The sequence below is a fragment of the Sporosarcina sp. P25 genome, from assembly GCF_002743235.1.
GTDB classification, from domain to species: domain Bacteria; phylum Bacillota; class Bacilli; order Bacillales_A; family Planococcaceae; genus Sporosarcina; species Sporosarcina ureae_B.
On sequence record NZ_PDYV01000020.1, the window covers coordinates 20306 to 41516 of the forward strand.

27 protein-coding genes and 1 riboswitch are annotated in these 21211 nt (G+C 41.6%); of the genes, 7 read left to right on the forward strand and 20 right to left on the reverse strand.

Annotated elements, in window-relative coordinates; genetic code table 11:
• The 3 genes from CSV70_RS13910 to mnhG are packed head-to-tail and all read left to right on the forward strand — an operon-like array spanning position 1 to position 1128.
• Entirely contained in the window at positions 1 to 483 is a 483-nt protein-coding gene (locus CSV70_RS13910) for a Na+/H+ antiporter subunit E (protein WP_085131430.1), read from the forward strand.
• Positions 480 to 761 carry a Na(+)/H(+) antiporter subunit F1 gene (locus CSV70_RS13915; protein WP_085131431.1) on the forward strand — a complete coding sequence of 94 codons (282 nt, stop codon included), beginning with the start codon at positions 480 to 482 and terminating at the stop codon, positions 759 to 761. Before CSV70_RS13910 ends, CSV70_RS13915 begins: the two co-directional genes overlap by 4 nt.
• Positions 745 to 1128, forward strand: coding sequence for a monovalent cation/H(+) antiporter subunit G (gene mnhG, locus CSV70_RS13920; protein WP_085131432.1), 384 nt, complete (start codon positions 745 to 747; stop codon positions 1126 to 1128). Before CSV70_RS13915 ends, mnhG begins: the two co-directional genes overlap by 17 nt.
• Positions 1129 to 1146: 18 nt before the next feature.
• On the opposite strand, the gene CSV70_RS13925 is transcribed toward mnhG, so the two are convergent.
• On the reverse strand, positions 1147 to 1389 hold the full coding sequence (locus CSV70_RS13925) for a hypothetical protein (protein ID WP_085131433.1): 243 nt from the start codon (positions 1387 to 1389) through the stop codon (positions 1147 to 1149).
• A gap of 70 nt (positions 1390 to 1459) precedes the next feature.
• Positions 1460 to 2974 carry a leucyl aminopeptidase gene (locus CSV70_RS13930; protein ID WP_099629264.1) on the reverse strand — a complete coding sequence of 505 codons (1515 nt, stop codon included), beginning with the start codon at positions 2972 to 2974 and terminating at the stop codon, positions 1460 to 1462.
• Positions 2975 to 3132: 158 nt separating this feature from the next.
• Here CSV70_RS13930 and CSV70_RS13935 point away from each other — a divergent pair, with 158 nt between their 5' ends.
• Positions 3133 to 3609 carry a divergent PAP2 family protein gene (locus tag CSV70_RS13935; protein WP_085131435.1) on the forward strand — a complete coding sequence of 159 codons (477 nt, stop codon included), beginning with the start codon at positions 3133 to 3135 and terminating at the stop codon, positions 3607 to 3609.
• A gap of 253 nt (positions 3610 to 3862) precedes the next feature.
• On the opposite strand, the gene CSV70_RS13940 is transcribed toward CSV70_RS13935, so the two are convergent.
• From CSV70_RS13940 to CSV70_RS13950, 3 genes are all read right to left on the reverse strand, one after another.
• Positions 3863 to 4189, reverse strand: coding sequence for a YuiB family protein (locus CSV70_RS13940; protein ID WP_085131436.1), 327 nt, complete (start codon positions 4187 to 4189; stop codon positions 3863 to 3865).
• Positions 4190 to 4405: 216 nt separating this feature from the next.
• The gene (locus CSV70_RS13945; protein ID WP_099661079.1) at positions 4406 to 5623 is read right to left on the reverse strand and encodes an NAD(P)/FAD-dependent oxidoreductase; all 1218 of its coding nucleotides are present in this window, start codon (positions 5621 to 5623) and stop codon (positions 4406 to 4408) included.
• 235 nt (positions 5624 to 5858) lie between these two features.
• A complete protein-coding gene (locus tag CSV70_RS13950; protein WP_085131438.1) occupies positions 5859 to 6224 on the reverse strand; it encodes a HesB/IscA family protein in 366 nt (121 codons plus the stop codon).
• Between the two features lie 120 nt (positions 6225 to 6344).
• Here CSV70_RS13950 and CSV70_RS13955 point away from each other — a divergent pair, with 120 nt between their 5' ends.
• The gene (locus CSV70_RS13955) at positions 6345 to 7049 is read left to right on the forward strand and encodes a DUF2225 domain-containing protein (RefSeq protein WP_198166070.1); all 705 of its coding nucleotides are present in this window, start codon (positions 6345 to 6347) and stop codon (positions 7047 to 7049) included.
• A gap of 60 nt (positions 7050 to 7109) precedes the next feature.
• Here CSV70_RS13955 and CSV70_RS13960 read toward each other — a convergent pair whose 3' ends face one another.
• Entirely contained in the window at positions 7110 to 7349 is a 240-nt protein-coding gene (locus CSV70_RS13960) for a NifU family protein (RefSeq protein WP_085131439.1), read from the reverse strand.
• Between the two features lie 83 nt (positions 7350 to 7432).
• Here CSV70_RS13960 and CSV70_RS13965 point away from each other — a divergent pair, with 83 nt between their 5' ends.
• Entirely contained in the window at positions 7433 to 7759 is a 327-nt protein-coding gene (locus tag CSV70_RS13965; protein WP_085131440.1) for a YuzD family protein, read from the forward strand.
• A 163-nt stretch (positions 7760 to 7922) separates the two neighbouring features.
• Here CSV70_RS13965 and CSV70_RS13970 read toward each other — a convergent pair whose 3' ends face one another.
• Complete coding sequence (locus CSV70_RS13970; RefSeq protein WP_085131441.1) at positions 7923 to 8990, reverse strand: NAD(P)/FAD-dependent oxidoreductase; 1068 nt, start codon at positions 8988 to 8990, stop codon at positions 7923 to 7925.
• A 139-nt stretch (positions 8991 to 9129) separates the two neighbouring features.
• Between CSV70_RS13970 and CSV70_RS13975 the strand changes: the two genes are divergently transcribed.
• On the forward strand, positions 9130 to 9366 hold the full coding sequence (locus CSV70_RS13975) for a YuzB family protein (RefSeq protein ID WP_085131442.1): 237 nt from the start codon (positions 9130 to 9132) through the stop codon (positions 9364 to 9366).
• Positions 9367 to 9503: 137 nt separating this feature from the next.
• On the opposite strand, the gene CSV70_RS13980 is transcribed toward CSV70_RS13975, so the two are convergent.
• The 13 genes from CSV70_RS13980 to CSV70_RS14035 all read right to left on the reverse strand — a co-directional run bounded on the left by CSV70_RS13980 (position 9504) and on the right by CSV70_RS14035 (position 20967).
• Positions 9504 to 10271, reverse strand: a complete 768-nt coding sequence (locus tag CSV70_RS13980) for a TIGR01457 family HAD-type hydrolase (protein WP_099661080.1) — start codon at positions 10269 to 10271, stop codon at positions 9504 to 9506.
• Entirely contained in the window at positions 10268 to 10714 is a 447-nt protein-coding gene (locus tag CSV70_RS13985) for a DUF86 domain-containing protein (protein WP_085131444.1), read from the reverse strand. The genes CSV70_RS13980 and CSV70_RS13985 overlap by 4 nt, the downstream gene beginning before the upstream one ends.
• Before the next feature lie 97 nt (positions 10715 to 10811).
• Positions 10812 to 11165 (reverse strand): YutD family protein, encoded by a 354-nt coding sequence (locus CSV70_RS13990; RefSeq protein ID WP_085133557.1) that lies wholly within the window; start codon positions 11163 to 11165, stop codon positions 10812 to 10814.
• Positions 11166 to 11183: 18 nt separating this feature from the next.
• Positions 11184 to 12149, reverse strand: coding sequence for a lipoyl synthase (gene lipA / locus CSV70_RS13995; protein ID WP_099627890.1), 966 nt, complete (start codon positions 12147 to 12149; stop codon positions 11184 to 11186).
• Between the two features lie 196 nt (positions 12150 to 12345).
• The gene (locus CSV70_RS16355; RefSeq protein WP_232319208.1) at positions 12346 to 12480 is read right to left on the reverse strand and encodes a methionine/alanine import family NSS transporter small subunit; all 135 of its coding nucleotides are present in this window, start codon (positions 12478 to 12480) and stop codon (positions 12346 to 12348) included.
• On the reverse strand, positions 12481 to 14001 hold the full coding sequence (locus CSV70_RS14000) for a sodium-dependent transporter (protein WP_085131446.1): 1521 nt from the start codon (positions 13999 to 14001) through the stop codon (positions 12481 to 12483).
• 160 nt (positions 14002 to 14161) lie between these two features.
• Positions 14162 to 15730 (reverse strand): Na+/H+ antiporter NhaC family protein, encoded by a 1569-nt coding sequence (locus tag CSV70_RS14005; RefSeq protein WP_085131447.1) that lies wholly within the window; start codon positions 15728 to 15730, stop codon positions 14162 to 14164.
• Between the two features lie 193 nt (positions 15731 to 15923).
• Positions 15924 to 16099, reverse strand: a riboswitch (Lysine riboswitch).
• Positions 16100 to 16154: 55 nt separating this feature from the next.
• Positions 16155 to 16922: a sporulation protein YunB gene (yunB, locus tag CSV70_RS14010; RefSeq protein ID WP_085131448.1), complete on the reverse strand. Its 768-nt coding sequence runs from the start codon at positions 16920 to 16922 to the stop codon at positions 16155 to 16157.
• A 47-nt stretch (positions 16923 to 16969) separates the two neighbouring features.
• Positions 16970 to 18349, reverse strand: a complete 1380-nt coding sequence (locus CSV70_RS14015; RefSeq protein WP_233191823.1) for a bifunctional metallophosphatase/5'-nucleotidase — start codon at positions 18347 to 18349, stop codon at positions 16970 to 16972.
• Between the two features lie 5 nt (positions 18350 to 18354).
• The gene (locus tag CSV70_RS14020; protein WP_099627888.1) at positions 18355 to 19179 is read right to left on the reverse strand and encodes a sulfite exporter TauE/SafE family protein; all 825 of its coding nucleotides are present in this window, start codon (positions 19177 to 19179) and stop codon (positions 18355 to 18357) included.
• Positions 19179 to 20039, reverse strand: a complete 861-nt coding sequence (locus CSV70_RS14025; protein ID WP_085131451.1) for a DUF72 domain-containing protein — start codon at positions 20037 to 20039, stop codon at positions 19179 to 19181. The genes CSV70_RS14020 and CSV70_RS14025 overlap by 1 nt, the downstream gene beginning before the upstream one ends.
• A gap of 174 nt (positions 20040 to 20213) precedes the next feature.
• A complete protein-coding gene (locus CSV70_RS14030) occupies positions 20214 to 20567 on the reverse strand; it encodes a rhodanese-like domain-containing protein (protein ID WP_199171627.1) in 354 nt (117 codons plus the stop codon).
• A 163-nt stretch (positions 20568 to 20730) separates the two neighbouring features.
• Positions 20731 to 20967 (reverse strand): glutaredoxin family protein, encoded by a 237-nt coding sequence (locus CSV70_RS14035; RefSeq protein WP_099629261.1) that lies wholly within the window; start codon positions 20965 to 20967, stop codon positions 20731 to 20733.
• Positions 20968 to 21211 lie beyond the last annotated feature (244 nt).

A 21211-nucleotide genomic window follows, 5' to 3' on the forward strand; every position in this document is an offset into this window, starting at 1 on the left:
ATGGCTTTTCAGATACTATTAAATTTCTTCATTGCAGTCGTTTGGATGTTCATGTCAAGTTCATTGACACCTTCTACGTTCATCATCGGATATCTTATTGGGCTGTTGATGATCATCATGACACGCCGTTATTTCAGTGGACGCTTGTACATTTGGCGAATCTGGTCCGCACTAAAACTGACAGCGATTTTCCTAAAAGAACTGATCATGTCGAATATTTCCGTGTTGTTACTAGTGATCAAGCCGGATTTATCGACTATGCGACCGATGTTCTTCGCTATGCCAACAGAACTTGAAAAAGATTGGGAAATTACGTTGTTATCTAGTTTAATTACGTTGACACCTGGTACGGTCGTCGTTCATGTTTCAGATGATCAGCGTACGTTGTATATCCATGCGATTGATGTAGACGATGTGGATGAAGCAATCGATTCTATTAAAAACACATTCGAGAAAGCCATTATGGAGGTGAGCCGAGGATGATTATATTTTATTCTGTCTGTCTCGTGCTAGTCATCCTGTCTATGCTCGGATTATTATATCGTGTATGGAAAGGTCCTTCCGTGCCGGATCGTTTAGTCGCTCTCGATGCGATCGGTGTCATGCTCATATCGGCAATTGCACTGTTTTCCATCTTGTTCGACACACCATTCTTCATCGATGCCATTCTATTGATCGCCATTATGTCGTTTATCGGCACAGTGTCCTTCTCAAAATTCATTGAGAGAGGAGAGATTATCGAACGTGGATCTGATCGCTGATATTATTATTGTGTTACTCGTTACAGCGGGGATTGTTTTTACGATCGTCACAGTCATTGGAATCTTACGGCTTCCGGATGTCTATACACGCGCACATGCTGCTTCAAAGAGTGCTACACTTGGGGTCATGAGTTTATTGCTCGGAGTTTTCCTCCACTTTTGGTGGAATGAAGGCCACTTTAGTATTCAGCTACTGCTCGGTATCGCCTTCTTATTCATCACTTCTCCAATTGGTGGTCACTTAATGACACGTGCTGCTTATATGTCGGGTGTAGAACCTACCAAATTGACAATTGGTGATGATCTAAAAGAAGCTGTAATAGAACATCGCAAAGAATCAAATAAAAACACACCGGATGACAAATAGTCATCTCGGTGTGTTTTTTTAATAGTATGGATAATAAGGGTAATACGGTTGCGGATAGTATGGATAGCTGTTGTAGTAAGGTGGATAATATCCTCCACCGTAACCATAGCCCGGGGAAATAGCATTACCTAAAAATCCGCCAACTAAACCACCTAGGAAAGGACCCCCGAATCCGCCGAAACCACCAAATCCGCCGCCATAGCCGCCACCATGATGACCACGACCGCCACCGTATCCACCTCTATAATTATGTCTTGTCATCCAAGCTCCCCCTTTCCCTCTATCCTATGACCAACCGGGAAGAAGGAGTGAGGAAAGCGCCTATATCAAATTATTCTTGTTGTTCTGTTTCAGCAGCCAAGCGCTCCACAAAGGTCGCCAATGTACGGACCATAACGCCCGTCGCACCTTTCGGACCGAGCGCATGTGGACTGGCCGCGTCAGACGTACCTGCAATGTCTAAATGAATCCATGGTGTATCTCCAACAAATTCTCCGACAAAGCCGCCTCCGAAGATCATATGGCCATCTCGTCCTGGTGAGTTATTTACATCGGCGACATCACTTTTGCGAATCCGCTTACGATCACTCTCAGTCAATGGCAGTTGCCAAATGAATTCCCCTGTTTCATCTGCTGCTTCTTGAAATTTTTTATAGAATGCGTCATCGTTGGTCAGTGTGCCCGTTTTATCATTACCGAGTGCTACAATAACACCGCCCGTTAGTGTCGCTACATCAATCAAATACTCAGCGCCCGCTTGCTTCGCATAGGTCACTGCATCAGCCAGCACTAAACGGCCTTCCGCATCTGTATTCAACACTTCAATTGTCTTACCGCTTAATGATGTGATGACATCATCCGGCTTGAACGCTTCACCTGAAATCATGTTATCGGAAGAAGCAATGACCGCCATCACATTTTTCTTCGGTCGTGATTCCCCAATGATCGCCATAGCGCCGAGTACAGCCGCTGCGCCACCCATATCACCTTTCATGCCAACCATGCCGTCTTTAGGCTTCAATGAATAGCCACCCGTGTCATACGTGATACCTTTACCGACTAAACCCACGACATCTTCCCACTGTTCCGTCGCTTGATACTTGAGAACAATGAGTTTCGGTTCTTCTACTGAACCTTGATTGACCGCAAGAATCGCTCCCATACCAAGCTCTTCCATTTCGGCTTTACCCAGTATATCTATTTCCAAGTCATAGCTTTCCGCTAATTCTTGTGCGTATTCCGCCATCTTAGTTGGTGTCAACAAATTGGGTGGTACATTGACTAGCGTCCTAGCTTCGTTCACCGCATGTGCGGAGATCATGCCCACTTCTCCTGCAGCAGTAACACGCTCTTCATCTTCCGTTGTAATAAATGTAACCGTAGTTAGGGAGATATCTACTTCATTGGATGACGTCTTGAATCCCTCATATGTGTATGAGCCCATTCCGATACCCTCAGAGGCTAGGAAAGCTACGTCCTCACTATTTATCTCTTCATTGCAGAACGGCGCTATCCAGACGCCTACAGTGCGCACACGGTCTTGGTTTAGTTGTTTACCTACCTCAGCGAATAATTCACGCAGTGGCTGTTCTGTCAGTCGCTTCTGATTGCCGACGCCTACAAAGTACACGCGGTCGTAACGTTGCTTGGATAGTGCAGGCATTTTGGTAATCGTCTTAAACTTCTGTTGAACGTCCTGTGATTTAATCCAATCCGGCAAAAGAGGATGGAAAGATTCAACGAACAAATCGAAGCCTTCTACGTTCTCTGGATGATCTGGTATGCCTATAATAAGTACTTCTACTTCTGTCTGATCGATTGCGGATGCTGTTTCTACGTTTATCATGTGTGGTTCCTCCCCTTTTCTTTACGCTTTCCCCATACTAGTATAAACTAGTCTGATTAGCACTAGCAACGGCAAGTATTGTTGGTTGAATACAACGAGTAGATCCAAATTATGTTATACTAATTGCTAAACTACCGACAGTAAAGGAGTGGAACCACTTGGCTATTTTTGAAAATATACCGCTCCTCGCAGCGCTATTCGCCATCTTTTTTGCCCAATTTGTAAAAATTCCTATTCATTTTTTATTAACGCGTAAACTCGATTTCGGACTCATGACTTCCACAGGCGGCATGCCGAGTTCTCACTCAGCAGCAGTCACCGCACTCACAACTGCCATCGCATTCGAAGCGGGCCTAGATTCACCACTATTCGCCATATCCGCTATATTCGCAGTCATTGTTATGTTCGATGCAACCGGCATCCGCTACCAAGCCGGACAACAAGCCGTCATCATCAACCAAATGCGCTCCGACTTCCAAATATTCGTCAGTGACTTGAAAGACTGGCCGAAGAAAGACAATGACGCCAAAATTCAAGAACTCAAAACTTTACTCGGTCACAAACCAAACGAAGTATTCTTTGGAGCGCTAACAGGTATCCTCATCTCGATCATTACGTATACCGTTATCTTGTAACGTCGCAGCCATTACGGGGCTTGCGGACGACTCATGTTTTATAGTTGGAAGTATTTTATACGTCACTCTATTTAGAAACATATACGAGTTGATCGTAAGTGAAAGCATTCGCCTGAAGCGTCGATCAACGGCGCCCTTCTTCTCTACTCTTTTTATCTCTAAAGCAACGGAAAAAACGGAACTGTCACAAGATGTCGTAATTCACGACTTCCTGTCCAGCTCCGTTTTTTCATGTCCATACCTAGCAAAAGCATTAGAACATCTGATAACCCATTTTGCGTAAAACCTTCATCACGAAACCTGCGATAATCGCACCGACCATACCGCTCGCCAAAATCACGATATCTACGGCATGCAGCGACATAATATTCGCCCCTAGCTCACTAAAAGCAAAACCAGGCTTCGTAATGTATTCATACATCGATACATCATCAATAATAAAAATCACGATAATCGGATAAATGATAGCCATAAGCCACGTCATACGTAACAGCATATTTAATAAAAAACCGATACCGAAAAACATCACAATAAATATCAAGATCGATAGCATCACTTGTGCTATGGATATAGTTTGCATGCTTGCTAACCTCCAGTTCATCACTTCAACATTTTACAGGATGAAGCGATGGCTTTCAACAGAATGAGACAGTGTACACAGAACGTTCTTTTCAGATGTCATGAATTATTAAAATTTGACAGATGTTTTTCTCTACTTCGACTGCTTTCACGGTTGACTTGTTGTCTATTTTAATGCATACAAAAAGCACTCGCTGATGCGAGTGCTTTTCGATATTCATTTGAGAACGTTGAATTTACCTTTTTTAATCGTTAATCCTAGACCGCCGATCATGAATAGCGCACGATTATCGATCATTTTCTTCATGAATGACGCTTTCGTACCCGTCACTTTTTTATCGAATACTACACCAATCGCATCAGAATCACCTAGAGAACACACGCTACCTTTTAAATCCGGTACGAATTCTTTAGTTAGGTTTCCTTTCATCAATGCGATGATATTGTTAGCAATTATTTCGCCTTGTTGCATAGCGATTTGTGCAGTTGGTGGATACGGACGATTAATCGCTTCGTTGATCATCAATGCACAGTCACCTACTACAAATACATCGTCGAATCCTGGCGCACGCATATCTTTTTCAACTTTCACGCGAGCACGCATGTTTTCTATACCCGATTCTTCGATCAAATGGTTACCACGAACACCGGCAGCCCATACGACTGTTCCCGCTTTGATGAATTCAAACTCATCTTCGCCTTTTTTAATCTTCACGCCTTCAGGAGTTGCTTCTACAACCGGTGTACCGATAGAGAATTCTACACCTTTTGCGCCTAATTGACGCACTGCATATTCCACAAGTTCCGGATCGAAACCAGGCAATACCATTGGCGCAGCTTCTACACAGAGAATGCGCACCTTTTTGGCTGGCACATCATATTCTTCACATAATTCAGGTACACGGTTTCCTAGTTCACCAAGATACTCAATTCCTGTGAAACCAGCTCCACCTACGATGATAGTCAAACGGCTATCATCTTTTACTTCTTCAGTAGACCATGTAGCGAATTGATATTCCATATGATCACGAATATGACGAGCTGCATTGACATTGGCAATAGACAGTGCATACTTGTCCAAACCTGGAATTCCGAAAGTTTCGCCTTCGAAACCAAGGCCGATTACTAAGTAGTCATATGTGTGAGAACCGAGGTTCGTCTTTACGTTTTTCGTCGCCACATCGATGCCAGTAACTTCTGCTTCGATGAACTTTACTTTATTGCTATTGATTACGCTTGAAATATCATAGCGAACTTGTTCTGGAGATAATGTTCCAGCTGCCGCTTCATGCAACCATGTAGATTCATAGTGATAGTCATTTTTGTTGATCAGAACGATATCTGCTTCATCTGTACCTAATGACTTTTGTAAATTCACAACAGTCATTAAACCGCCATAACCTGCACCCAATACTAAGATTGTTGGTCTTTTCACGTAAATCGAACCACCTTTTAGTTTCTTAAACGCCGAGTACGTGTAAAATCAATCTTAATTGGTTTTGCAGTGTCGGCATTTAGTTTGATAATATAGAATCTTACTTTCATTACTTATAGTAGACCTTTTGAGCATGTATTTCAACAGAATTATTATTGTGCAAATAATCAATTTAGACTAGTAGTATATCATTTTTATAATTCCATCAAATCCTGCTCGACTGATATGTTTTAATTTATTCGCAATCTGCCGGTGTGCCAGCTTTTTTAGCTGTTCTAAATGAAGTACCACAACCACAATTTGCAATGGCATTCGGATTATCGATGGTAAAGCCACCACCCATTAGTGATTCTTTATAATCCACTTTTGTACCTACAAGAATAGCTGCATCCTCTTCTTTAATCACTACAGGGATGCCATGCGCTGTATAAGAAAGGTCATCGTCTTCTTTCTCTTGGGCAAAACCAAGACCATATGTTAACCCGCTACAACCTCCGCCATTAACGGAAACGCGCAAGAACGATCCTTCTTCTTCATTATGAGTCATCATTTTCTTCACGTGAAATGCTGCTGCTTCTGTAATCTCTACTGTATTCGTCATTCATACCACTCACTTTCCACGTTTTCTTTTTATCATATCAATCTTTTTCATCACAATGCAAACAAATAGTCCCCCTACTAGGTCTATTTTAATGTATAATAAGACTTAGGAAAGAAAGGAATGATACTAGTGGAAATCAGCCCATTTTATGAGAAGAAGATGCAGTGCTTACTGTGTAAAGAGCATTTCCCTACTACTAAAATTCGTTCTCGCCAAGTAAGAGTAGTTGATCATGATAGCGATTTTAGACCTATTTATATGAACAAGGAAGTTAATCCTATTTTTTATAATGTTGCCGTTTGTCCGACTTGCGGTTTTGCATTTACTGATGATTTCGTTCCGTACTTTGCGCCCGGCACAAAAGAAATAATCGCCAAAAATATAACAGCCAAATGGCATAGTCGCTCATTTGGTGGCGAACGGACGAAAGGGCAAGCGATTGAAGCCTATAAATTAGCGTATTTAAATGCCCACTTTAAAAAAGAAAAGCATTTAACGATGGCAGGAATGATGTTGCGTATAGCCTGGATTTATCGTAATGATGAAAACCGTCAGAAAGAAATGCGTTATCTGGAAATATCACGTGACCTGTACATAAAAGCATTTTCTGAAGGTGATTATATGGGAACACAAATGTCTGAAACTCGTGTGCAATATATAATTGCAGAATTATCTTGGCGCATCCATGATCGTGAAGAAGCCATACGAAACTTCTCACGTGTAATTGAAACGCAAAAAAAATCGACCGAACCTACAATAATCCAAATGGCGAAAGATCGATGGCAAGAAATCCGTGATGAAGAACCCGCACATAAAACGAGCTGAATAAGTAAAACCGTGCAAAGAAGGTCATACTTCATTGCACGGCTTTTTTATTTAATGAAATTAAAAAACCTGTTCTACTTCTACTACGCCTGGTACTTCTTCAAGTAATGCACGTTCAATACCCGCTTTTAATGTAATTGTCGAACTAGGGCAAGTTCCGCATGCTCCTAAAAGGCGAAGTTTCACTATACCTTCATCGATATCCACTAGTTCGCAGTCCCCTCCGTCTCGCAAGAGGAATGGGCGCAATTTATCTAGCACTTCTTTTACCGGCTCATATAATTTAATATCTGTTGTCATTGTAATCACACTCTCCTTTCCTTATACTTATTATAAACTGCCAAGCAGAAAAAATCCAATAATGAATCGGAGGTTTGAGTAATATGTCACAATCCCCAGTAACAATCGAAGTATATGGTGCAGAAATCGTCTGTGCCAGCTGTGTAAATGCACCATCTTCTAAAGATACGTATGAATGGCTACAAGCAGCGATATCAAGAAAGTACCCTGAACAACCGTTTACTATTACGTATATTGATATCGACCAAGATTTAGCAGAATCCAGGCAGCGTGAAATTGTCGAGAAAATTCGTGAAGACGAGTATTTTTATCCACTCGTACTGATTAATAACGAAATGATTGGAGAAGGTCATATTCAACTGAAGCCCGTTTTTAACGCATTAGAAGCACATGGTTATCAAGCACAATAAATAGAGAAAATGATAATTGGATGTATTAATTGAGAACAATACATTCATTGAAGTGGTCGTTCTACATTGAACTGACCGCTTCTTTTTTGTATCCAATTAATGAAATGCACTATCAGGGCTAAAGAAAAAGCCACTTCATGGAAGTGACTTGCAAATAGTTGAGTTACCCGTTGTGCCATTTGTACATCCATAGCAAGCCAGATTTCATTAAACGTGCAATTCTTCCTGTTACGGTACGGTCTGCTAAGTACGCAAATCCTTGCTTCTTTCCTAATGAACCCATAAAGCCTTTTAGTTTCAGCTCTGGCATTTCAGGCATCAACGGTTCACCTTTCCAAGTAGAGCGTAAAACTTGAACGATTTGCTCTCCTTGTACTTCTGCCAACTGAGCGCTTGGTGCGTGTGTGAGCGCGGCAATATCTCCGACAACGTAAACGTTTCGGTAACTTGGAACTTGGTGATATTGATTGAGTACGATACGGCCTGAACGGTCTTTCTGAATGACTAAATCATCCACCACCTTGCCTGGCTTAATACCAGCTGTCCAAACTACTGCATCTACATCAATTGTATCTTCATGGTTATACAGAATATGTTCGCCTACTTTAGTAATGTTGGAATTCGCAACGACTTCTACTTCGTTCTCATCAAACCAACCTTTTACGAAGTTACTCAATCGTTCAGGGAAGTCACGCAAAATACGCGGGCTACGATCGAATAATTTAATTTTCAAATCGGGACGACTCTCACGTAACTCACTCGCTAATTCAATACCGCTAAGTCCCGCACCCACGATTCCTACGGTTGCGCCATCGCCTAATCCGAGTAACGTTTGATACGTCCGACGGGATTTCCCAATCGTTTGGATACTTAGCGTATGTTCAGCTGCCCCAGGCACGTTGTGGTAGTTATCTTCACTACCTAGTCCGATAACTAATTCGTCGTATGCAAGTGCTTGTCCGTTTGCCAACAACACTTGTTTTTCTTCGAGCTTAATTTCTTGAATCTCGCCTTCTACTACTTTCAATTGATCATGAATAGGAATGGCGACGCGGACTTCGGAGTCAGAAACGGTTCCTGCTGCCAATGCATAAAATTCTGTTTTCAAACTATGAAATAACGTTCTATCGACAAGTGTAATTTCAATATCGCTTGGTAATTCTTTATTTAACAAACGCAATAAAATTCTCATATTACCATAGCCGGCACCTAGTAAAAGTAATTTTCTCATAATGTTCTCCTTCTATGTCTATTTTCTCGTGCATCTCTATTTGTTATTATAGCAGTTTGTGATAACTTTCACAATATGTCATGTTCATTGACGCTTTTGAGAAAAAAGAGTACCATTTCTAGTAGGCGAGGTGAGAAAGATGAATCCCATCGTGGAATTTTGTATGAGTAATTTGGCAAATGGAGCCTACCCCGTATTTGAAACGTTGGAGCGCGATCCAAACATCGACGTACTGGAATATGGCTGTTTGAGCTATTGTACGAAGTGTAGTGATACGTTGTACGCGATTGTTAATGGTGAACTTGTCGAAGCGGATACTGCGGATGAACTGACGAAGCAAATTTATCAGTTTATTGAAGAAAATCCACTTTTTTAATAAAAATAAAGTCAACAGGATGTCTTGGAAGCTACTGCGCTTTTAAGGCATCTTTTTTGCGTTTCAGATTGAACATTTACAACAAAAAAGCCATCACAAGAAGCCGTAGCGGTACGGCTCCTTAGATCGCTTCTTAATTACTTCAGCCAATCTGCAAGTGAATGCAGCAAATAAGTAGGTTGTTGTGCCTTCTTTAACACTTCTTTCATAGGTGTGACTCCGGTTGCGACATACGCCGTATCTATACCATAGCGAATACCCGCCATAATGTCCGTATCATAATTATCGCCGATCAGAAGCATTTCTTCTTTCTCGTACCCACCTTGCTGTCGGATGAACTCCAGCATATGCGGCTCTGGTTTTCCTACGATAAGCGGCTTCGTATCAGTCGCCGCTTCCATCAACTTTAGAAAAGAACCGTTAGCTGGTACTAGTCCTTTTTCGGTAGGGAATTTGATATCTTGATTGGTACCTAAGAAATGGGCACCGTTACGTATCGCCAGACAAGCATCCGCAAGTTTATCGTATGTAATCTGACGATCGAGTCCCATTAACACCACATCAGGATTCGTCGTAGTGATTGTGATATTTTCAAGTTCCAACGCTTCACGCAATCCTTCTTCACCAATCATCATGACGTGGGCGCCATCATAATGCAGTTTGCAATAACGAGCCAGTGTGGTAGCTGAATTTATGATGAAATCCGTTTCTGTTTTCACTCCAAAACCAGCTAGTTTCTTCTGTTGCGCAGTGCGTGTCAAGGCAGCGTTATTCGTAATGAAATACGTCCCCTTACCTTCAGCTTGGCATGCTGCAACGTAATCTACAGCTTCTTGGATCGGTTCACTACCGCGATACATCGTGCCATCCAAATCGAAGCAATACGCGTTATATTGGCCCATCATTCTGTTGGAAGAAACGCCGAAACTGGACCTAATTCATTCGTTAAGTAGTCTCGAACTTGTCCTGGGAATTGTTGTAGTTCATTAAGCGTTTCTCGAATGGATAGGACTACTTTATCTGCATCGACTTCCACGAATTGGCGGACAATCATTGGACGTAATGAAATAAAAGCTTTTAATGGAATAGCTTGTTCAGATTTTATCACTTTTTCATCTTCAAGAATATCGATAATATCGTCGTAACTTCCAGGATCACGCATGATGAATCCGTCGATCATAGAATTTCCTACGTCAATGATTCCTTCAATCAAGCCATGTGCAATTCGTTCTAAAGCCAACTTATTTATATCGCTTTGAAGCCAGTTTGTTTCCTTTTCAAAAATATCGATTAACTGCTCCATATACACTAACGTTTTATTGATTTGATTTTGATCTACAAAATACATAATGTTCTTCCTCCTCATATACTTCATACTTCTATCTTACCATATTTATTGCAAAACGAATGAAAGCTCCGAGCAAATTTGCCCGAAGCTTTCCTTTTTATTGTTCTATTTTTGGAGTAGATGCCGTTTCAGGTGCTGCTTCGGCTACAGCTTCCACTTCTGTTTGTTCTGCTTTTACTTTCCCAATCTTTTTCAAGATAAAATAAGCACAACCGAAATTACAGTATTCATAAATATAATCTTGGACAGTGCTGATTTTCGTTTCATACGTGGATTTGGAATTACGGTCTTCGAAAAAGCCTTTTAATCGTAATTGTCCATATCCCCAGTCACCCAAAATAAAGTCATACTTTAGCAGTACTTCGCTAAAGCGTTCGTTCAAGGCTTCTTCATTAAACCCATCGCGAAACTCTTCTGCAATTTCATACTGCATATTCTCTAAAATAACCATTCTCTGCTTCACTTCCATTTAACTGCTCGCTTGTCCTTCAAGTTTCAGCAGTTCGTCACCTTGGCGCTGTTTTTCTTTAGCCGAAGCATTAACTTGCTCGTCTGCGTGGTAACTTGAACGCACAAGCGGCCCCGCCTCACAATGAGAGAACCCTTTAGACATTGCGATTTTACGCAATTCACCAAACTCATCAGGCGAATAATATTTTACCACTTTAGCGTGTTTTTTTGTTGGTTGCAAGTATTGACCAATTGTCATGATATCTACGTTGTGTGCACGAAGATCATCCATTGTCTCAATAATTTCTTCCACTGTCTCTCCGAGTCCTACCATTAAGGAAGATTTCGTCGGGATCTCAGGATACATGTTTTTTGCACGTTGAAGTAATTCCAGTGATCGATCATATGTTGCACGTGCACGAATTCTCGGAGTTAACCGGCGTACTGTTTCGATATTATGATTGAGGATATCTGGTTTTGCATCCATCAGACGTTGCAAGTTTTCTATGTCTCCACCCATATCCGATGGCAGTACTTCAATAGAAGTAAATGGATTTTTCCTGCGAATCGCACGAATGGTTTCCGCGAAAATCGCAGATCCTCCATCCTTCAAGTCGTCACGTGCTACAGCTGTGACAACGGCATGTTTCAAATTCATCAATTCAACTGATTCTGCTACGCGTTCCGGTTCAGCGGTGTCAAGTTCGTTAGGTAAACCTGTTTTAACTGCACAGAAACGACATGCCCGTGTACACACAGCCCCTAAGATCATAAAAGTAGCTGTACGTCGCTCTCCCCAACACTCGTGAATGTTCGGACAACGTGCTTCTTCACATACGGTATTCAAGTTTTTTTCGCGCATTAATTTCTTTAAACCTGTATAGTTCTCATTGGTGTTTAGCTTAATTTTCAGCCAATCCGGCTTTCTAACATGCTCAGATTTTCTTCCTGTTTCAGGTTTGCATGACAACGCTACCGACTCCATTCTGTTGATAGATTCTACTCATGTCAATGTAACATAAATTCAGATAACCTTCAATTATAGACAGCATTTGATATGCACTATAAAGACGAATTCTGCTAGAACAGCTCCACTGGTGAAACAACTGAAAGGAGCTCATGCCAACTCACAACAAAAAACACTTGCAACCAAATGTCCGGTTACAAGTGTCCATCGTTTACTATTCGATTTTGAATTTCTTTCGAAACTTACTGAGGATCGTAGCGTAAAAGATGCTAATAAATAGACCGCCCCAGATGATGGTCACACCGAGTAGCATCATGAGAATTGCAGAGCCGCTCATTCCTGTATCCATTTATAGCCCTCCTTTATCTTCTTCATAATCTGATACGATTCTTGTGTTGTCTTTCCATTTTAATGAGGTGAAAACGATCGACATCACGAATGCCCCAATTGCTACCGGCCAGCCAATCGTCCATAAGAACGATGTAGGATACCCTTCATAGTTTTCTGCAATATTGTCTTTAATCAGGAAGAATAACATCGTACCCAATACTAACGGTGTGATGAATGATAACGATACTTTCCACCACCAGCCAAGACGAATATCTGATACTGCATTCGCATGCTGTTCGAACAATCCGAGTTTTCTGAACACCCAAGCTAGTAAGATAACTTCCACTAAACCGATGACCGCGATACCAAATTGGTTGATGAAGTAATCTGCCACGTCTAGGAAGTATAACCCCCCGTTCGTTGCATACAGCATGGAGATGACTGCTGAAAGTCCAATACCGATCGTCACCGAGCGACGTCTTGAAATATTGAATTTATCTGACATACCTGCAATGTACGTTTCACAAATCGAGATGAGTGATGTGATACCAGCAAGTGTCAGTGACAGGAAGAAGAATGCACCGAACAGGCCATTTAATCCTGGCATTTGATTAATAATTTCAGGGAACACGACGAATGCAAGCCCTACACCTGCAGTAGCTACGTCTGCTACATCTACTCCTTGATTTGTTGCCATGAATCCTAGTACGGCGAACACTCCGATACCTGCCAGTAACTCGACAGAAGAGTTAGCAAAACCTGTAATAAAGGCGTTATTTGTAATATCCGATTTCTTCGGTAAATAACTAGAATACGTGATCATAATTGCAAACGCGATCGATAAACTAAAGAAGATATGTCCATACGCTGCAACCCATACACGGGGGTTCAGTAACTTATCGACATCTGGTTTAAAGAACGCATCCAGTCCAATCATGGCTCCATCAAGTGTGATGGCACGGATGACGACAAATAAGAAGAGTAGGAAAAGAACAGGAATAAATATCCGATTCGCCAACTCAATCCCTTTCTTGACGCCGCCAATTAAGATGATGTAACAAATCACCCAGACAAGGAGCAATGGTAGTACTACGCCTCCAACGAGTCCTCCAACTTCCCCAGGGTTATCGGCTAAGCTCAGAACGTCTCCAAAGAAGAATCCTTCCGGGTCTTTTCCCCACGATAAACTAAATGAGTAGACGGTATATTTCATGGCCCATGCAATGATTACGGCATAATAGGTAGAAATAACGAAGGATACAAAAATCCCCCACCAACCTAGAAACTCAGCTTTTTTACCATTCAAACGGAAGAATGATAGTGGGGCTGATCCACGGTATTTATGACCAATCGTGAATTCCATGATCAGAATCGGAATACCAGCTGTTAAAAGTGCAAATAAGTACGGGATAAAAAATGCGCCGCCGCCATTTTCATAAGCGACATAAGGAAAGCGCCAAATGTTTCCGAGTCCTACAGCCGATCCCACCGCAGCTAGTATAAAACCTGCTCTCGTTCCCCACTGTGAACGATTCTCCATACAACTTCACCTCTCTTTTGTTATTTTACAAAACTTTCACCATTCAATTTATTCTGACAACTTTAGTTCTGTATATTTAGTATAAACAGCCCAATTAGAGATGTCAAAACAAATTTAGACTAAGAATGAAGTAATTATCACTCTTAGTCTAAAAGGGAAACTATGCTATTTGTTCTGAGCGTTTCTTACCTTTAGTGCTCAAATACGTAAATAAAACTATCAGAGTAATAATAACAGCTACTAAACCGATCCAGACAGAACCAGTCACTCCGAGAACGATGTACCCAATTGCAGCTACACCAGCTGCGACAAGCGCATAAGGTAACTGTGTGGATACGTGATCCATATGGTTACAACCCGCTCCAGTAGAAGAAAGTATAGTCGTATCAGAAATCGGTGAACAGTGATCACCAAATACCGCGCCTGCAAGTACTGCCGCCAATGCCGGTAATAATAGTTCAGGTGCTGCATTGACCATGATCGTACCCGCAATTGGCATCAAAATACCGAAAGAACCCCATGAAGTGCCTGTCGAGAACGCCATTAATCCTGCTAATACGAAGATCAATACCGGAAGGAAAGTGACAGGAATATTCATACGCTCTACCATCGTAGAAAGGAATAGACCTGTATCGAGGGAAGCGATTAGTTCAGTCAATCCCCAAGCGAAAATCAAAATAAGAATAGCAGGCATCATCGCTCTCACTCCGCTAATCAATGCACGGCCCATCCATGATACACTTGCAGTTTCGTTCTTTTTCATTTGTAGAATATATAACAACATAGCTAGCAAAGTAGCTGTAACACCACCAATTACTAGAGAGAACGGTACATCAGTATTTTCAAATATTGCCCAAATATCGAAAACGCCTGCTTCTTTATAGCCCGTGAAAATCATCATGCCGAGTGTCACCGCAATTAACGTCAAGATCGGCGCAACCAAATCGCGAACTTTTCCATGCGTATGCTCAGGGAATTCTTCTTTCAACTGACCTGGGATTTCTTTACTTGGGTCATATAGTTCACCTTTGTTCATGGCGCGATCTTCATGCTTCTTCATCTCAAAGAAGTCATTATTCGTCCAAGCAAAGAAGAAGACCATGGACAATGTCGCAATGACATAGAAGTTCATCGGTGCCATCAAAACGAATGCAGTTAATGGTGAATAGCTCACCGCTGCCGTCGTACCTAAAATAAGCGCAAGTTGTCCAATCAAGAATGCGCCCCAGCTTGAGATGGGCGACACGACACAGATGGGTGCCGACGTAGAGTCGATGAAATAGGCCAATTTCGCACGAGAGATTTTGTGCTGATCTGTAATTGGTCTTGCAATTTGTCCAACTGCCAAAGCATTGAAATAGTCATCCACAAAAATTGCAATCCCAAGCCCCATCGTCAACAGCTTGGCTCCACGTTTTGTACGGATACGAGTAACTGCCCAACGTGCAAAAGCGGCGCTTCCTCCGGATAGACTGACGAATGCCGTAATGACACCTAGTAATAATAGAAATAGCATAATAAATATATTGTATGTATTAAGCCCGCCATCCCAAAATGAAACTGTCATGGCCTTCCATATACCTTTCAGTGTCTCAAATGGAGCAAAGTTCGCTAAAAGTAAAGCCGCTGTAACAATTCCCGCTCCTAATGATAATAATACTCTCCTTGTCACTAACACCATCACGATGGCGATAATAGGAGGCAAAATAGAGACCCATGTTCCGATCATTGTAATTCCTCCTCTTTCTAGTTGCTAGATGATATCGAAATGCAGAAGATCTTTCGAAGAGTGGAAAGCAGATACTATCTTGTAATTCCAAAATTTCCCGATAAAAAAGCCAACCCCACAGGCAGTAGCATACGTGTAGGAGTCGGCCAGTCAATTGGTCAAAGCAAAGTATTGAATAAATCGCAGTACAATTGGCAACTGTAGCTCTCCATACATTTATCGCTGTATGACAGTGTCATTCCTCTTCGAAATGACCCCAACTTGAGAAGTTGACTCTTCTCAAACTTCGGCATTGCCTCCTTTCGCTCGCGGTCATAGATGTCACTCTCTCGCCAGGTACTCATAAACAATGCAGCCTCTACGTAAGTCTCGATATTCTTCTATACTTAGTGTAGCAATAATCGACATTGTTCACAACACCCATTTACTCCGTCTTCTCAAGTGGGACTTCGATTTGTGCTGGCGTTTGCTCTCCTTTCGAATAGATTTGAGGTACTTTCCCTCTAATTAATCCCATTGCGATAGGAATTTCCTGTTCTACGACACTCTTACTTGTCGCTAGCGGAACTATGATTTGTACATTCACTTGCAACATCAGATTCACTTCTACATACGCATTGTTAATGCCGAATTCCCGTATATTTGTTTCAACGTTCGCATGTACATCACCCACGACATGAAAACGTATAGGGATTTTCGGTCCCAAGTTACCGATTAGCGGTATATTCGTCGCTTGCCCAAGTGGAACGAAGAACACGATACCTTGTTCTTTTTGCATGCGATCTGGATTATACTCGAGATCTCCGAGTGGCGGTAACATATCCAAATCTCCGCCTTCAGCACGCTCTAGATGATCTTCTACGAGTTGATGAATTTCTGACATGACTTGGCTGATGATTTCTGCGTTAAATTTAGTCGTCACCGTATCTGTCGTATTATCGGGAATATTTTCGATAATTTCATTAACATCGTAGACACTCGTGGACCGATTTTTAATAGCTTGACTGATAACGTGACTAGCTATTTTCTGCGTTTGCACTTCGGCATATTGTGTATAGATTGGCGTTAACTGTTTATTGACCGTATAGAAAAATATCGCCACTCCCACCAAAATAGTCGGGATGACAAAGCGCAGTATAGTTTTGCCATAATTAAATTTCTTTGGTCGTTTCTGATTCGTATAAAACCGCATGAAAACGCCTCCTACTTCACATTATGCGAAATAAGAGGCGGACATAACTAGCGCTCATTGAAATATTTTCTTCCATACCAACCGAGAATATCGCGAATCATTTCTGGCATGATATATTCTTTTTTCGCTTCCTTTAATAACGGATAGAAAAAGCCGAACGTGAACATATCAAGTGTGGCCAACGTATACATTTCACCAGGCTCCACCAAACGATTGCCTGCAAATAATTTTCCGTCCATGTTGCGGTATAAATGTTCATGTATCATGCTACCCATCAGCGTACCACGAAATCCTAAACCTCTTATCGGAAGTTCTGTCCACTTTGGATCAAGTGACTCCTCGTAGATCGTCAACAAATCAGCACCATCCAGATGGATAAGGCAAGGATTGATAGGGTGTGGCAATAAAGAATGCAAATCCCCTTTCGTCACCCACCCTTTACCTAAACTACCAAGGAAAATCCCTGCATTGAATAGTGCACAGTCGGCATCGAGATACGTAAGTAATGCGCGACCAAACAGCGACGATAATGGACTATCTCCTGTTAAGCGCTGTGATAATGGTGCAGGATTATAAAATACTGGAGCTTCTAGAGCCTCTTCTCCTTTAGCAAATAAGCTATTCACTTGTTCAATATCCGCTTCTGACATTTCCATCATCTGTGTTGGAAAAACCTCTGCTTTCATATGAACGACTTGACCTGTCATACGGTCTACATCAACTTGAACATGACCGACATAATGACCAAACTTTTCTGCTGCCGCAAGTAATGTGTCATCGATCCATTCACCATGTTGTAATAAATGATGCGTGTGTGCACCTAAAATAACATCGATTTCCGGACATTGCGCAGCCAAAAGACGGTCTTCATTGATGCCTAAATGCGAAAGACAAACGATGACATCGCATTGCGGACGCAAGTTGCGTGCCATTTCCTGCAACGCCGTGTGCGGTTCGCCTACGCTCCAGCCAAGTTGTTCATAAAACGCGTAGTATGGCGCCGTGGCACCTATGACACCGACGCGCACACCTTCTGTAGTCTCAAATACCTTGGACGTTTTCGCCCAGTACGGCAGCTTACCATCCAGTTCAGTCAAGTTGCAGAGCATTACATCAAAGTGCGCGTCTTCATATAATCTATTCAGCGCTTCCTTAGACATGGTGATTCCTTCATTATTGCCAATCGTTACTGCGTCATATCCTGCGTCGTTTAATAATTCGATATTTCCTTTACCTTCTGTTCCTTCGGTAAACGGATGTGACCGATCAATATGGTCTCCAATATCAAATAGAAAATAAGACTCCCCATTGGCTTCCGCTAGTTGCTTCCGCTTTTTAAGAAAGTGATGAATTTGCGGCCAATTTTCGAAATGACTATGGATGTCATTCGTATGATAAATATGAATCGTCGCTACTGTTTCCTTCATATGTGTCAACCCCAAATCCCCTCATAAATGGAATGTAGTCCAAAGACGAGTAAAATGATGCGTATGACTAAAACTAATGTCTCTGATTTCATTTTGCTATTTAAATAGGCTCCGAGCATTCCACCGAAATAGGCTCCCGGCACAACAGGAATCGTATAGAGCCACGGCACATGACCGAGTGAAATATGCGAAATCGAATTGACGATTGCTGATAAAAATACCATCAGCATGGATGTCGCGACAGCCACATGTGGCGGGAACAAGAAGAGTAAAATCATTGCCGGCACGATCATCGTACCGCCACCAATTCCGAATAACCCCGATGTAAATCCAATGAACAACGCCAATAGGATAGCAAACCAAATTGGGTATCCATAGATATGCGTTTTACCTTGGGGATCAGTAAATTTGATCTTTTTTCCGTTGTCCACAAACCATCTAATCGGTTTCAAATATTTCCTCGTTAATAACAGTGTAGATAAAACAATGAGCAATATACCAAAATATAAATTAAATGAAGACAAACTTACGCTTTTATTGACTAGCGCACCGAGTACGATCCCAGGTATACTCGCAGCGAAAAATAAAATGGCACTACGATAATCAATTGTCTTTACTTTCATATAGGACAGTGTCGATCCAAGTCCGTTCGCAATCATCATGATGACCGACAAGCCCACTACACTTTGTGGTGTAATATCAGGTATCATTCCTAAATTTAATCCGACAAATAATGTGACAGGAACCAAAATTGTTCCGCCACCCAGGCCAGCAATCGAACCGATAATACCCGATGCTAAACCAATGAAAGCAAGTACAACAAACTCCATTAGTGATCCTCCTCAAACAAATCCATTTGCTTGGTGAGAGGCTGACCGTATTCTATGTTGAGTAATCCTGCAAATTGTTTGGCGTTTTTCGCGGCATGCTGGCCGGAGTTATTATTAAAGATGACAAATACTTCTTCTGTCTGTTTCTCAAGATGTTTAACGATTTCACTCATACTCTCTAACTCTTTTTCATTGTAATCATAAAGATAGCGAACTTTACGCCATGCCTTACTATCTCCCATTGTATTGACCCATCCTTTATCATTGCGCCCGTGGAGACGTAACAGCACTTTCGGATCAGTCGCAACGGGGACTAGAGGCACACTGCCGTCCCCTACTTGTGGCTCATCACAAACGACGTGGATGATGTGCAAGTCTTTTAGAAAGTCGAGTGTTTTTTCTCGATAAGCTGGAGAATACCACGTTTGATTGCGAAACTCCACAGCAATCGGTAACGGCTGTAATTGTTCATGCACATAGCGAATGCGATCAACGTTTTCCTTCTTGCAATCAAACCAAGGCGGAAACTGTACCAGTACCATCGCGAGCTTCCCCGCTTCAACAAACGATGTCATCGACAGTTTAAACAGCGAGAACATCTCTTCTTCAGAATCATAGGGTAACTTTCCCCGCTGATGACCTGTAATGCCTTGATACGCCTTCACGATGAATTGGAAATTAGCAGGCGTTTCCTCTGTCCATTTATCCATGACTTTCTTTGATTGTATAGCATAAAACGTCGAATCTAGTTCGACGATTGGAAAGTGTTTACTATAGTCAAGTAGTTTTTTATTTGCGACTGTATTTTCATTATATAGGCTCGGATGGTCTCCCCACCCTGTCAGACCAACATGTATCATGGAAAGACCTCCTCTTATTATCTTTAGCTTAGTGTATCATATCTTATGTATTTTTAGAAAAACCGTACTTCTTGACTTGATTTTACTATTCTCTATATTTCCTAGGTTCCGATCAATTGTATTTCCAAGTAAAAAGCGCCTCGAGATAGAATTCTCGAGACGCCTCTTTACTATTTACCCTTGCCACGCATTCATTCCACCACGTACATTCGTTACATTCAAGAATCCTGCTTTTTTCAGTTGGCCTGCTGCATTCGAACTACGCATGCCACTTTGACAGATGACAATAACTTCTTGATCTTTCTTCAGCGTTCCCATTTTATTCGAAAGCACATTCAATGGGATATTCTTAAATTCCTTTATATGGCGTCCTTTATATTCAGCCGGTGAACGCACATCGATAAACTGGACGTTCTGTTCTTTTATTCTAGCTTTTAATTGTTCAGTCGTGATTGAATGCACACCTTTTGCAGGCTTCATTCGCCAAACGACTAAGCCGACGATGAGTGCTATGACGATCCATCCCATAATGCGTACCTCCTTTAGTGAGTCCATTCTATGATGACGAGAATCACGCCCATCACCGCAAACGCTATGTTGCCGATACAAAAGCGCGGAAATAATTTCTTTTCCATTTCTTCTGTTGATTGGATTGTACAGCTTCGGTTGAATAAAATCTGCTGGAATTTATTCATGCATCTAGTGCAGCGTGAATACTTGCTGGATCAAAGCCGATAATCCACTTTCCATTCAACTGAGTTTGCGGAACGCCCATCTGTCCTGTTAATTCCACGAGACGTTCTCCCGCTGCAGGATTTGTAGAGACATTGATCGTCTCATAAGGCACATGGATTTCATCAAGATAATTTGTCATCATCGTACAATAAGGACAAGTAGAGGATACATATACAGTTGCTTTTTCATTCATATGAAAAACTCCTTTCCATTCGTTTATACATGTAGTATATACCCCACTAGGTATAAAATCAATCAATTGATTCTTAGACGCGAAGGTGTTTGTCTTTAAAGAAGAGCAGGCTACTTACTTCTTTAACCGAATGCAAACCAAATCTATTCACAAACACTACATATCAATAGAAAAAACAAGCATGTCTGAATTAAACCATACTTGTTTTTTCATGATTCTATGGACGTTTTAATTTTACGCAATA